The following is a 12,951-nucleotide window of genomic DNA, read 5'->3' on the forward strand; positions in this document are numbered from 1 at the left end:
ATGAGGAATGCGCAGGATGATGGCTCGGCCTGTGCCCTCTGCATCGCGTGCCGGAGTGCCTCGACCATGCCGAGACGGTTCATCATGCCGGTCAGGGGATCGCTCAGGCTGAGGAACCGCAGTTGCTGCTGGTGGCGGTGGCGCTCATCGAGTTTCCGGACCATGCCAAGGATCTGTGCCGGCCGCCCGTCGGGCCCGGCGAACCACCGCCCGCTATCCTCGAGCCACAGGCTGTACTGCTCGCCACGGCCGCCCGGACGGAAGAGGTATTCAATCTGGAAGGCCACGCCACCACCCGTGTCGGTGCCGCCCGCCCTGATGGCGTCGTAGCGGTTAGCGCCGCTCGAGGGGTCGATGAGGCTGGCATACCGGCGTCCGGAATTGATCATGTCCGGTGCGGCAGCCAGCACCTCACCGGCGTTGCGCGACCAGGTGAGCGTGTCGTCCGCCATGTTCCAGCAATAGGCGGCAAGGCCTGCCGCCTCCATGGCGCCGGTCACGGCGGCCGCCTGCGCGCCTGCCGCTGCTTCTCCGTGTGCCGGAGTGTCTTCCCCCACGCCCAAGCTGTCTCCCTTCGGACCGGCAGGGCGTTGTCAGGGGCCAGATCCCGATAAGCTACCTGCGGTGGTGGAAACGCTATCTGCTGGAGGTGAAATCAACCTTAACGAGCGGGAATCAAAATCCGAGCGCCAGCCCATCCTTGCGCGGGTCAGAGCCGCCGATGAGCATTCCCTTCTCATGGTCCACGACGATGGCCTGTCCGCCGCCCAGCGGTGACGGCGCGGCTTCCAGCACATGGCCCCTTTCTGCAAGGCCCTGCCGCACGGCCTCCGGCACGCCACCTTCCAGCAGAACCTTTCCGCCGCTCGGGAAATAGCGTGGCTGATCGATTGCCTCCTGCGGGTCCATGCCATAGGCATAGCGGTTCACCGCGACGCTCATGTGGCCCATGGGCTGGTAGTCTCCGCCCATCACGCCATAGCTCATGTCGATCCGCCCCTCATGGCGCACCATGGCGGGGATGATGGTGTGGAGCGGGCGTTTGCCGGGTCCGATGCAATTGGGGTGGGCTGCGTCTGTCACGAAGCAGGCGCCGCGGTTCTGCAGCGCGATCCCCGTCCGGGGCGTCACGATGCAGGACCCAAACCCATAATAGACGGAATTGATGAAGGAGCAGGCCATCCGCTTCTCGTCCACGACCGTCAGATAGACCGTGTCCGACCGCCGCATCTCCGTCTCGATGTCGAGCGCCCGGTTCATGTCGATCAGGCCTGCGAGCTTGTGGGACGTCTTGTCCGAGAGAAGCTCGTCCACCGGCACATCCACGAAATCCGGGTCGGCGATGTGGCGGTTGCGGAGTTCCCAGGCGAGTTTCATCGCCTCGATCTCGAGATGATGGCGCTCCACGGAGGAGGGCGCATGCCGGGCAAGGCCGAAATGCGACAGGATGTTGAGGGCGATGAGCGCCGTCAGCCCCTGCCCCGAAGGCGGGATCTCGAGGATTTCGCGCCCCATGAATTCGGCCGAGATCGGCTTTACCCAGTCCGAGCGGTGTGCCGCCAGATCCGCAAGCGTCAGCAGCGAGCCCTTGGCCCTGACGGTGGCGATGATGTCTTCCGCGATCGCGCCCTGGTAGAAGGCATCGCGGCCCTCCCGGGCAATGAGCCGCATGGCCCCCGCCAGCGCCGGATAGGCCATGGTTTCGCCAGTACGCGGCGCGCGGCCGTCCTTCAGATAGTGTCGCCTTCCGCCCTCGTCCGCCTCGAGATCGGGCGTGTCCTCTGGCCAGTCGAAGGCCACGCGCGGGGTGACAGCTACACCATCTTCCGCAAGGCGGATTGCGGGTTTCAGGGCCTCGGCAAGGTCCATCGTGCCGTAGCGCCGCAGCAACTGGTCCCAGCCGTCGATGGCGCCCGGCACTGTTACGGCGTGGATGGAGCGGGGCGCAATGGTGGTGAGCCCCGAGGCCTTCAGCCAGCTGGCATCGGCCGCCTGTGCCGCCCGGCCGCTGGCGTTGAGGCCCGCAACCTTGCCATCGGGCGTTCCGATGAGGGCGAAGCAGTCGCCACCGATGCCGGTCATGGCTGGCTCGGCGACGCAGAGCACCGCGGAAGCCACGACGGCGGCGTCGACGGCATTGCCTCCGGCCTTAAGCGTGTCGATGGCGGCGAGTGTTGCCGGCGGAGCCGACGTTGCCGCCATTCCGCGGGCGCCATAGGCGGCGGAACGTCCGGGCATGTCAAAATTGCGCATCGTCATGGTCCTGCAATGGTTGCTGGAAGAAAACTCCCAGAAGCGTCGCAAAACGCATCGCATGGCCGCCACCGCTGTAGCAAGACACTCCGCGTCATGACTGCCGGGCGCCCGCCGTCAGGCGGGCAGGCAGCACCGAAAGAAGTGATCGACATTTCCCGCTGGTAATGTATTTTTACTACTGGGAAATACACCAGTCCACCCAGAGGGAATACGCAATGTCCACGGTGAAGAGCGATATCGAAATTGCCCGCGAGGCGAAAATGAAGCCGATCATGCAGATCGGCACGGCCCTCGGCATCCCCGAGCAGGAGCTGATCCCCTACGGCCACACCAAGGCGAAGGTCAGCCTCAGCTACATCGACAGCCTGAAGTCGAAGCCTGACGGCAAGCTGATCCTCGTCACCGCCATCAATCCGACACCCGCAGGCGAAGGCAAGACCACGACCACGGTCGGCCTCGGCGACGGCCTCAACCGCATCGGCAAAAAGGCCATGGTGGCGCTGCGCGAACCCTCGCTCGGCCCGTGCTTCGGCATGAAGGGTGGCGCGGCGGGCGGCGGCTATGCCCAGATCGTGCCGATGGAGGACATCAACCTCCACTTCACCGGTGACTTCCACGCCATCACCTCGGCGCACAACCTGCTGTCCGCGATGATCGACAACCACATCTATTGGGGCAACGAGCTGGGGATCGACACCCGCCGCGTTGCCTGGCGCCGTGTCATGGACATGAACGACCGCGCGCTGCGCGAGATCGTCTGCTCGCTCGGCGGTGTCGCCAATGGCTATCCGCGTGAGGCCGGCTTCGACATCACTGTCGCCTCCGAGATCATGGCCATCCTCTGCCTCTCGACCTCGATCGCCGACCTCGAGCGGCGCATCGGGCAGATCGTCGTCGGCTACAAGAAGGACAAGTCGCCCGTCCTCGCCAAGGACCTCAAGGCGCCGGGCGCCATGGTGGTGCTGCTCAAGGATGCGCTGCAGCCCAACCTGGTCCAGACGCTGGAGAACAATCCGGCCTTCGTGCATGGCGGCCCCTTCGCCAACATCGCGCATGGCTGCAACTCGGTCATGGCAACACAGTCGGCCCTGAAGCTCGCCGATTATGTCGTCACCGAAGCGGGCTTCGGCGCCGATCTCGGTGCGGAGAAGTTCTTCGACATCAAGTGCCGCAAGGCGGGGCTTTCGCCTGCGGCCACCGTCATCGTCGCCACCGTCCGCGCACTGAAGATGCATGGCGGCGCCGCGAAGGAAGACCTCAAGATCGAGAACGTCGAGGTGCTGAAGAAGGGCCTCGCCAACCTCGGCCGCCACATCGAGAACGTGAAGAAGTTCGGCGTGCCGATCGCGGTGGCCATCAACCACTTCATCTCCGATACCGATGCCGAGGTCCAGGCCGTCATCGACTATTGCCGCACCCATGGCGTGGAGGCCTTCCGCTGCACCCACTGGGCCGAGGGCGGCAAGGGCACCGAGGCGCTGGCCCATCACGTGGCAGCCTTGGCCGACAAGGGCTCTGCCCAGTTCAAGCCGATCTATGACGAGGGCGTGCCGCTGTTCGAAAAGGTCCGCACCATTGCCCGCGAGATCTACCGCGCGGATGATGTGGTGGCCGACAAATCGGTGCGCGACCAGCTCAAGGCCTGGGAAGCGGCGGGTTACGGCAATTTCCCGATCTGCATGGCCAAGACGCAGTACTCCTTCTCGACCGACCCGAACCTCAAGGGCGCGCCCACCAACCACGTGCTTCCCGTGCGCGAAGTCCGCCTTTCGGCCGGTGCGGAGTTCATCGTGGTCATCTGCGGTGACATCATGACCATGCCGGGCCTGCCCAAGGTGCCCTCGGCCGAGGTCATCGGCCTCGACGAGAAGGGCCAGATCGCCGGCCTGTTCTGACGCGGACGGCTGTTATTCACGGAAGGCCCGGGGCGCTTGCTCCGGGCCTTTTGATTTGGCAAACACGCAAGGCGTCGCGGGCGAAGAGGAGAAAGCAATGTCACGCACCGAAACCGAACAGCTGGTCGAGCGTTACTTCACATGCTTCAATGCAGGCGATCGCGAAGGCATGGTCTCTTGCCTCAGCCCGGACGTTCGCCATGACGTAAACGAGGGGGGCTCCCGTATCGGCCACGACAGGTTCCGGGCCTTCATGCAGCACATGGACCGCTGCTACCGCGAGACGCTCACCGGCATCACCGTGATGAGCAATGGCGACGGCAGCCGCGCCGCCGCCGAATTCGTAGTGAACGGCGAATACATTGCCACCGACGCTGGCCTGCCTGAAGCGCTAGGCCAGCGCTATGTCCTTCCCGGCGGCACCTTCCTCGAGGTGAAAGCCGGCCAGATCACGAGGCTCACCACCTACTACAATCTCAAGCAGTGGATTGGTCTCGTCAGCGCGTGATCCGTATCGAGCATCTCTCCGGACCTGCACTCGACCGTCATCTCGGCGGCCTCGCGCGGCTGCGCATATCGGTCTTCCGGGACTATCCCTATCTCTATGATGGCGATGCCGAGTATGAGTCCTGGTATATCGCGGACTTCGCGAAGGCGCCGGGTTCTGTGGTTGTTGCCGCCCTCGATGGTGAGCAGCTGGTGGGTGCAGCCACCGCCTCCCCGCTGGGCGCCCAGAAGCAGGCGTTCAGCGCGCCCCTTGCCGTGCTCGGCGTCGCGGTGGAGGAGCTTTTCTATTTCGGCGAGTCCGTCCTTCTTCCAGCGTACCGCGGCCGCGGCATCGGACATGCCTTCTTCGATGCGCGCGAAGACGCGGCGCGTGCGCAGGGGTTCAGCCTCACGGGCTTCTATTCGGTGATCCGCCCGGCTGAACATCCGTTGAAGCCCGAAGCCTATTCCCCGCTCAACGGCTTCTGGGCCAAGCGGGGCTATGCCCCGGCTGCTGGCGCGGTGGCCGACTTCCCGTGGAAGGAATTGGGACAGCCGGATGAAACGCCACACCCGATGCAGTTCTGGATGCGGCGGCTTTAGAGCCTGATCTTGCGCGCGTTCTTGCCGACCAGGTGATTCCACCTGGCCGGAACGCGCACCAATTGTTGCACGAGAGCCAGCTTCTCTTGCGGTGCAATAGAAATCAGACATCCGAACAGATCATTAATCCATTGAAAACACATGGTGAATGAAAGCCATGCAAAAATCGCACTTCAAATCATGCTGCACTGCACCCAGATTATGGGTGCAAACAGCAACCATAGGCCGTCAATCCAAGGGGAATGACCATGTTCGAAGTCCTGAAGTCCCGCTACTCGACCTGGAAGCGCTATTCGCGCACGCTGCAGGAGCTCGAGAGCCTGTCCAACCGTGAGCTGGCCGATCTTGGCATTGCGCGGTCTGACATTCCGCGCCTGGCACGCGAGGCCGCACGTTCGTGAGCCCGTCTCCAAGAGGCTTTTTCGAGAGACTCGCCCGCGGCCAGAAGCTCAGATCATACCGTCAATTGCGGGCCGCCACCGAAGCCCTGACCGATGCCGATCTGGCGGACATGGGCCTCAAACGGTACCAGCTTGGCCATGTGGCCCGGATCCGGGCCTTCAAGGCCTGACAAGCCGGGGCACCTGCGGGGGCCCCGGCTGATTGGTCAGTGAACGCTCATCGCCATGATCTCGTGCTCGAAGGCGCTGCCCAGTGCGGCTTCCCTCGACCCGGATATCGACACCGGCGTGCCGTCCGCATTGTACAGGCAGAACAGCCTGGATCTCGGCGCCACGCCAGCCTTCTTGCCCAGCAGGCGCTCCGCCTCCTGGACCGCGATTTCCCGGATATAACCCAGATCGCCCTCGCCCAGCAGGGCAAGATCCTGTGGCGTCACGTCAAGAGTCTTCTTGGTGCTGTCGTTGGTGTTCATGAAATCACCCTCCAATCTGGATACGGCGGACCACCCGCCGCGGTTCGGGCCGTTCGAGGTGAAGCTCCAGCAGGCCATTTTCCAGCCGGGCTCCGGTCACGTCCATGCCGTCCGCCAGCACGAAGGTCCGCGTGAACTGGCGGGCCGCGATGCCGCGGTGCAGATAAGCCCTTCCGTCCTCTTCCTTCTGGCGGCCGCGGATGACGAGCTGGTTTTCCTCGACCGTCACGTCGAGCTCGTCGCGGCCAAAACCCGCCACCGCCAGCGTGATCCGCAGGCGTTCAGCCTCGCCCTCGGCCCGGGTCAGGCGTTCGATATTGTAGGGTGGATAGCCATCACCCGACGTCTTCGATGCCCGGTCGAGCATCCGTTCCAGCTCGTCGAAGCCGAGCAGGAGGGGCGATGAAAAAACGGTAAGACGCGACATGTATTTGCCCTCGTGAAGCAGCAGCGAAGCTGGAACCCTGAAGCGGCATCCACAGCGACCACCGTCATATGTGAAAGCTGTACCCCGGATTCAAGCCGCAGAGCTTGACCGGAGCGCTTCCCCGGTGTTTTGATCCCCGCCCAAGAGCCGACAGCCTATTCCGGGTTGTGGTAACATCGAACAGCATAGAACAGGGAGATGACAATGCTCAGACGTTCGCTTTTTGGTGCGGTGGCCGCACTCGCGCTTACCGTGTCCTCGGCCTTCGCGGCCGAGAACAAGCCCGCCATCGTCTTCGACATCGGCGGCAAGTTCGACAAATCCTTCAACGAAAGCATGTTCAACGGGGCCGAGAAGTTCAAGGCCGAAGCCGGCGTTGCCTATGGCGAGTTCGAGATCGCCAATGAAGCCCAGCGCGAACAGGCGATCCGCAACTTCGCCGACCAGGGCTATTCGCCGATCATCGCCGCGGGCTTCGCCCAGGCCGCTGCTGTCGAAAAGGTGGCCAAGGAATATCCTGAACTGAAATTCGCCATCGTCGATATGGTGGTGGACCTGCCGAACGTCCAGTCCATCGTGTTCAATGAGCATGAGGGCTCCTACATCGTGGGGCTGCTGGCCGGCATGGCATCGAAGTCCGGCAAGGTCGGTTTCGTGGGCGGCATGGACATTCCGCTGATCCGCAAGTTCGCCTGCGGCTATGCCCAGGGTGTGAAGGCCGCCAAGGCCGATGCCACCATCTTTCAGAACATGACGGGTGACACGGGTGCCGCCTGGAACGATCCCGTGAAGGGCGGCGAGATCACCAAGGGCCAGATGGCCCAGGGTGCGGATGTGGTCTATGCCGCAGCCGGCGCCACGGGCCTGGGCGTGCTGCAGGCCGCGGCCGATGGCGGTGCGCTGTCGATCGGCGTTGATGCCAACCAGAACTATCTCCACCCCGGCAAGGTCCTCACCTCCATGCTGAAGCGCGTGGACGTCGCCGTCTACAATGTGATGAAGAACGGCAATGACAACTTCAAGCCCGGCATCCAGGCCCTTGGCCTCGCCGAGGATGGTGTCGGCTATGCCATGGACGACAACAACAAGCCGCTGGTGACAGCGGAGATGCAGGCCGCCGCCGAGAAGGCCAAGGCTGACATCATCTCCGGCGCCATCAAGGTGCACGACTACACCACCGACAACACCTGCCCGGTGCAGTAAGGCAGTTTATCCCCGAACATCCCTCTCCCCCATCGGGGGAGAGGGAAGGGTGAGGGGGTCTGTCCGCCAGCGAAATGTCTGAGGGGCTCTCACCCGCCGAAACCGGTCGCTTCGAAAGAACAATCGAGATCGCTGCCGGCGCCCCCTCACCCTGCCCTCTCCCCCAAGGGGGGAGAGGAATTGAAATGAAATGGGACACGGGGACGGCATGACTCCGGCCATCGAACTCATCGGCATCGACAAGCGCTTCGGCTCCGTCCACGCCAACAAGGACGTGACGCTGTCCATCGCGCAGGGCTCGATCCACGGCATCATCGGGGAGAATGGCGCGGGCAAGTCCACGCTGATGTCGATCCTCTTCGGCTTCTACCAGGCCGACAAGGGCGAGATCCGAGTCAAGGGCCAGCCCGTCAAGATCAAGTCCTCCTCCGATGCCATAGCACTCGGCATCGGCATGGTGCACCAGCATTTCATGCTGGTCGAACCCTTCACGGTGCTGGAGAACGTGGTGCTGGGCGCCGAGGGCGGCCGCCTTATCGGCCCCGCTCTCGCCAAGGCCCGCGCCGAACTCACCCGCCTTGCGGCTGACTATGAACTGGACGTCGACCCGGACGCCATCGTGGGCGAACTCCCCGTTGGCCTGCAGCAGCGCGTCGAAATCCTCAAGGCGCTGTTCAAGGGGGCCGAGACGCTGATCCTCGACGAGCCCACCGGCGTGCTGACGCCCGATGAGGCGGACCATCTCTTCCGCATCCTCCACACGCTGAAGGACCAGGGCAAGACTGTCATCATCATCACCCACAAGCTGCGTGAGATCATCGCCATCACCGATCATGTCTCCGTCATGCGGCGCGGCGAACTCGTGGCGACGCATGAGACGATGGAGACCGACGTCATGGAACTGGCCGAGCTCATGGTGGGCCGCCATGTGAACCTCCGGGTCGAGAAGGGACCCTCGAGGCCGGGCGAGACCGTGCTGGAGGTGAAGAACCTCACCTGGAAGGACCGTAAGGGCATCACCCGCGTCGACAACGTCTCCTTCAGCGTGAGGAAGGGCGAGATCGTCGGCATCGCCGGCGTCTCCGGCAACGGGCAGTCGGAGCTTCTCGACGTGATCGCCGGAATAGCAAGGCCCACGTCTGGCCAGGTGATCTTCGAGGGCAAGGACATCGGCGTGCTGGGCAATCCGCGCCATGTGCGTGCCGAGGGCCTGGCGCATGTGCCGGAGGACCGCCAGCACCGCGGTCTCATCGGCAGCTTCGATGCGAGCGAGAACATCATCCTCGGCTGGCATCATGACGCCGCACTCGGCAAGGGCTTCCGCCTCGACCGCGACAAGGTAATCGCCAGGGCACGCGCCGAGATGGAGGAGTTCGACGTCCGCCCGCCGGACCCGCTTCTCAAATCCTCCAAATTCTCCGGCGGCAACCAGCAGAAGCTCATCATCGCGCGCGAGATCAAGTCGAACCCCGATCTTCTCATCGTCGGCCAGCCCACGCGCGGTGTCGATATCGGCGCCATCGAATACATCCACAAGCGCATCATCCAGCTCCGCGACGAGGGCAAGGCGGTGCTGCTCGTCTCCGTCGAGCTCGACGAGATCCGTTCGCTCTCCGACCGCATCCTCGTCATGTTCGCGGGCCGCATCATGGGCGAGCGCGGGCCGGGCGCTGACGAGCGTGAGCTCGGGCTGCTGATGGCCGGCGTCGCCAGGGATGCTGCATAATGATGACGTCACGCGGCGAGCTTCCGCACTGGGTGGACGTAGGGCTAATCCCCGTGATCAACCTCACCGTGGCGCTGATCGTCTCGGGCCTCGTGGTGTTGATCATCGGGGAGAACCCGCTCGAAGCCATGTGGATCATGCTCAAGGGCGCGGTTGGCTCGCTCAAGGGCTGGGGCTATCTTCTGTATTATGCCACCAACTTCGTGTTCACGGGGCTTGCCGTTGCGGTTGCCTTCCATGCCGGGCTCTTCAACATCGGTGGCGAAGGTCAGGCCTATATGGCGGGTGTGGGCGCTGCGGCCGTGGGCCTCGGCCTCGAGTTCCTGCCATGGCCCATCGTCATCCCGCTCGCCATCCTCGCCGCCATGGCGATGGGCGCCTTCTGGGCCTGGATCCCCGGCGTGTTGCAGGCCAAGCGCGGCAGCCACATCGTCATCACCACGATCATGTTCAACTTCATCGCGGCCAGCCTGATGGGTTATCTCATCAACTACTGGTTCCGCCCGGTGGGCAAGATGGCAGTGGAAAGCCGGGAGATCACCGGCGCCTACATCATGAGTGCGCGCGAAGTGGCGCGCGAGTTCTTCGGTGTCCGGCTCGCCTCCTCGCCGGTCAACTTCTCGGTCTTCCTCGCCATCATCGCGGCCTTCGCCGTGTGGTACCTGCTGTGGCGCACCAAGCTCGGCTATGAGATCCGCGCTCTTGGCGCCAACCCGTCTGCCGCCGTCTATGCGGGCATCAGGCCGGATCGCATCATCATCATCACCATGGCGATCTCGGGCGCGCTGGCGGGGTTGATGGCGGTGAATGAAATCCTCGGCGTGCAGCACCGGCTCGTACTCGGCTTCGTGGGCGGTGCGGGGTTTGTGGGAATCGCGGTGGCCCTCATGGGCCGCTCGCACCCCATTGGCATCGTGCTCTCCGCCATGCTCTTCGGGCTGCTCTATCAAGGAGGCTCCGAACTCTCCTTCGCCAAGCCCGAAATCAACCGTGACATGGTGGTGGTGATCCAGGGTCTCGTCATCCTGTTCATGGGCGCACTCGAATATGCCTTCCGGCCATGGGTGGCGGCCCTCTTCTTCAGCGCGGAGGAGAAGTAATGGAACTCTACATCGAGCTCCTCGCCTCCACCATCCGCATGAGCGTGCCCTTGATCCTCGCCTGCCTCGCAGGCCTGTGGTCGGAGCGGGCAGGCATCGTCGACATCGGGCTTGAAGGCAAGATGCTGATTGCCGCCTTCGTCGCGGCCTCGGCCTCCGCCGTCTATGGCTCGGCCTGGATCGGGCTCATCCTCGCCATCGCCGCGTCTGTCAGCTTCGCGCTGGTGCATGGCTATGCCTCGATCAACCAGCGCGGCAATCAGGTGGTCTCGGGCGTCGCCATCAACATGCTGGCGGCGGGGCTTGCCGTGGTGCTGGGCAATGAATGGTTCAAGCAGGGTGGCCGCACGCCGGCTCTGCCGCCCGAAGGCCGCTTCCTGCCCTTCGAGTTCCCGAGCCTGCATGACATCCCCATTATCGGCCCGCTGGAGCGGATTTTCCTCTCGCATTCGATCCTCGCCTATGCGGCCATCGCGCTGGTGCCGCTCACCGCCTGGGCACTGTCACGCACGCGCTTCGGCCTCCGGCTCCGCGCCGTGGGCGAGAATCCGCATGCGGTGGACACGGCGGGCATCTCGGTGGCGGGCCTGCGTTACCGCGCGGTGATCATCGCAGGCGTGTTGTGCGGCATTTCGGGCGCCTATATCTCGACCTCGCTGTCATCGAGCTTCGTGCGTGACATGACGGCGGGCGGCGGCTTCATGGCGCTTGCCGCGCTGATCTTCGCCAACTGGCGCGCCTATCCGGCACTGGGCGCCTGCCTGCTCTTCGGCTTCCTGCAGGCGGTGGGCAACTTCACGCAAGGGGCGTCCTTCGGTGGCGTGCAGATCCCGGTGCAGTTCATCAACATGCTACCCTATGTGCTGACGGTCGTGCTGCTCGCGGGCTTCATCGGCAAGTCCGTGCCGCCCAAGGCGTCGGGCATTCCCTACATAAAGGACCGCTGACATGCGCGACCTGATCGACGCGGCGATGAAGGCGCGCCTGCGGGCTCACGCGCCCTATTCCAACTTCCTCGTGGGTGCTGCGATGCGTGACGAGCACGGCCACATCCACGGCGGCTGCAACATCGAGAACGCTTCCTACCCGCAGGGCTGGTGCGCGGAACCCTCCGCCATCTCCGCCCTCGTCATGGCGGGAAGCCGCCGCATCACCGAAGTCGCCGTGATGGGCAACGGCTCCACCCTCTGCACCCCCTGCGGCGGCTGCCGCCAGAAGATCCGCGAATTCGCGAGCGCCGAGGTGAAGATCCACTGCTGCACGGAAACAGGCGAGTTGATCCAGACCTTCACGCTTGAGGAGCTGCTCCCCTTCTCCTTCGGCCCGGAGAACCTCGCATGAACGCGCTCGCACAACGCCTCGGCAGTCGTGCCCCGAAGACCGCCATTATCCTCGGCTCCAGCCTCGGCGCGCTGGCCGACGCGGTGGAAGACCCTCTCGTCATTCCGTATACGGATCTTCCAGGCTTTCCGGTGCCGAAGATTTCGGGCCATGCGGGCAAGCTCTTCGTGGGGACGCTCGGCGGGCAGGAGGTGGCCGTGCTGGCGGGCCGCGCGCACCCCTATGAGTCCGGCAACGCCGCCGTCATGCGCCCGGCCATCGAGATGCTGAAGGGCGCGGGAATCGAGACGCTCATCCTCACCAATGCCGCAGGAAGCCTCAAGCCCGAGATGCGCCCCGGCTCCATCATGCTGATCGCCGATCACATCAATTACTCCGGCATGAACCCGCTCATCGGCCAGCATGGCGACGAGAATTTCGTGCCCATGACCAATGCCTATGACCCCGCCCTGCGCCAGCGCTTCCATGCCGCTGCGAAGGCCGAGGGGATTGCGCTGCACGAAGGCGTCTACTGCTGGTACTCCGGCCCCTCCTTCGAGACGCCTGCCGAAATCCGCATGTTCCAGATCATCGGCGGCTCGGCGGTCGGCATGTCCACAGCCCCCGAGACGATCCTCGCTCGCCGCTTCGGCCTCAAGGTGGCGGGGCTCTCCGTCATCACCAATCTTGCGGCAGGGATCGAGGGTGCCTCGCCAAGCCATGACGAGACGAAGCGCGAAGGGGCCAAGGCGGCGGAGAACATGAAGGCCCTCGTCACCCGCTTCCTGAAGGACGCCTGATATGCTCCCGCAAGAGGTGATCCGGAGGAAGCGCGATGGATCGTCGCTCACCACTGACGAGGTAAGGGACTTCATTTCGGGCCTCACCTCCGGTGCCGTGTCCGAAGGCCAGGTCGCGGCCTTCGCCATGGCCGTCTTCTTCCGCGGCATGAGCCGGGAGGAGGCGGTGGGGCTGACGCTCGCCATGCGCGACTCCGGCACGGTGCTCAAATGGGACCTGCCGGGCCCCGTGGTGGACAAGCATTCCTCCGGCGGCATCGG

13 protein-coding genes and 2 pseudogenes are annotated in these 12,951 nt (G+C 64.2%); 11 read left to right on the forward strand and 4 right to left on the reverse strand.

Annotated elements, in window-relative coordinates; genetic code table 11:
* Nucleotides 1-557: pseudogene (locus tag ACILRA_RS11200) on the reverse strand (GGDEF-domain containing protein); the annotation flags it as partial.
* Nucleotides 558-675: 118 nt separating this feature from the next.
* Nucleotides 676-2,238 (reverse strand): gamma-glutamyltransferase, encoded by a 1,563-nt coding sequence (ggt, locus tag ACILRA_RS11205; RefSeq protein ID WP_395662184.1) that lies wholly within the window; start codon nucleotides 2,236-2,238, stop codon nucleotides 676-678.
* A 233-nt stretch (nucleotides 2,239-2,471) separates the two neighbouring features.
* On the opposite strand from ggt, the gene ACILRA_RS11210 reads away from it, so the two are divergent.
* From ACILRA_RS11210 to ACILRA_RS11225, 4 genes are all read left to right on the forward strand, one after another.
* A complete protein-coding gene (locus tag ACILRA_RS11210; RefSeq protein WP_395662185.1) occupies nucleotides 2,472-4,151 on the forward strand; it encodes a formate--tetrahydrofolate ligase in 1,680 nt (559 codons plus the stop codon).
* A gap of 97 nt (nucleotides 4,152-4,248) precedes the next feature.
* On the forward strand, nucleotides 4,249-4,659 hold the full coding sequence (locus ACILRA_RS11215; RefSeq protein ID WP_395662186.1) for a ketosteroid isomerase-related protein: 411 nt from the start codon (nucleotides 4,249-4,251) through the stop codon (nucleotides 4,657-4,659).
* Nucleotides 4,656-5,240 carry a GNAT family N-acetyltransferase gene (locus ACILRA_RS11220; RefSeq protein WP_395662187.1) on the forward strand — a complete coding sequence of 195 codons (585 nt, stop codon included), beginning with the start codon at nucleotides 4,656-4,658 and terminating at the stop codon, nucleotides 5,238-5,240. The genes ACILRA_RS11215 and ACILRA_RS11220 overlap by 4 nt, the downstream gene beginning before the upstream one ends.
* 248 nt (nucleotides 5,241-5,488) lie before the next feature.
* Nucleotides 5,489-5,641 carry a DUF1127 domain-containing protein gene (locus tag ACILRA_RS11225; RefSeq protein ID WP_395662188.1) on the forward strand — a complete coding sequence of 51 codons (153 nt, stop codon included), beginning with the start codon at nucleotides 5,489-5,491 and terminating at the stop codon, nucleotides 5,639-5,641.
* Nucleotides 5,642-5,847: 206 nt separating this feature from the next.
* Here the strand turns inward: ACILRA_RS11225 and ACILRA_RS11230 are convergent, their stop codons facing one another.
* Together ACILRA_RS11230 and ACILRA_RS11235 are read right to left on the reverse strand one after the other, a co-directional pair.
* Complete coding sequence (locus ACILRA_RS11230) at nucleotides 5,848-6,114, reverse strand: DUF1150 family protein (protein ID WP_395662189.1); 267 nt, start codon at nucleotides 6,112-6,114, stop codon at nucleotides 5,848-5,850.
* Nucleotides 6,115-6,118: 4 nt separating this feature from the next.
* Nucleotides 6,119-6,541, reverse strand: coding sequence for an Hsp20 family protein (locus ACILRA_RS11235; protein WP_395662190.1), 423 nt, complete (start codon nucleotides 6,539-6,541; stop codon nucleotides 6,119-6,121).
* Between the two features lie 204 nt (nucleotides 6,542-6,745).
* On the opposite strand from ACILRA_RS11235, the gene ACILRA_RS11240 reads away from it, so the two are divergent.
* From ACILRA_RS11240 to ACILRA_RS11270, 7 genes and pseudogenes are all read left to right on the forward strand, one after another.
* Entirely contained in the window at nucleotides 6,746-7,744 is a 999-nt protein-coding gene (locus ACILRA_RS11240) for a BMP family protein (protein WP_395662191.1), read from the forward strand.
* Between the two features lie 208 nt (nucleotides 7,745-7,952).
* Nucleotides 7,953-9,470, forward strand: a complete 1,518-nt coding sequence (locus tag ACILRA_RS11245) for an ABC transporter ATP-binding protein (RefSeq protein ID WP_395662192.1) — start codon at nucleotides 7,953-7,955, stop codon at nucleotides 9,468-9,470.
* Nucleotides 9,470-10,570: an ABC transporter permease gene (locus ACILRA_RS11250; RefSeq protein ID WP_395662193.1), complete on the forward strand. Its 1,101-nt coding sequence runs from the start codon at nucleotides 9,470-9,472 to the stop codon at nucleotides 10,568-10,570. Before ACILRA_RS11245 ends, ACILRA_RS11250 begins: the two co-directional genes overlap by 1 nt.
* Nucleotides 10,570-11,517 (forward strand): ABC transporter permease, encoded by a 948-nt coding sequence (locus ACILRA_RS11255; protein WP_395662194.1) that lies wholly within the window; start codon nucleotides 10,570-10,572, stop codon nucleotides 11,515-11,517. The genes ACILRA_RS11250 and ACILRA_RS11255 overlap by 1 nt, the downstream gene beginning before the upstream one ends.
* Before the next feature lies 1 nt (nucleotide 11,518).
* Nucleotides 11,519-11,911, forward strand: a complete 393-nt coding sequence (gene cdd / locus ACILRA_RS11260) for a cytidine deaminase (RefSeq protein WP_395662195.1) — start codon at nucleotides 11,519-11,521, stop codon at nucleotides 11,909-11,911.
* Nucleotides 11,908-12,690, forward strand: a complete 783-nt coding sequence (locus ACILRA_RS11265; protein WP_395662196.1) for a purine-nucleoside phosphorylase — start codon at nucleotides 11,908-11,910, stop codon at nucleotides 12,688-12,690. The genes cdd and ACILRA_RS11265 overlap by 4 nt, the downstream gene beginning before the upstream one ends.
* 1 nt (nucleotide 12,691) lies before the next feature.
* Nucleotides 12,692-12,951, forward strand: a pseudogene (locus ACILRA_RS11270) (thymidine phosphorylase); the annotation flags it as partial.

The organism is Aestuariivirga sp. (assembly GCF_044239095.1).
Lineage (GTDB): Bacteria > Pseudomonadota > Alphaproteobacteria > Rhizobiales > Aestuariivirgaceae > Aestuariivirga.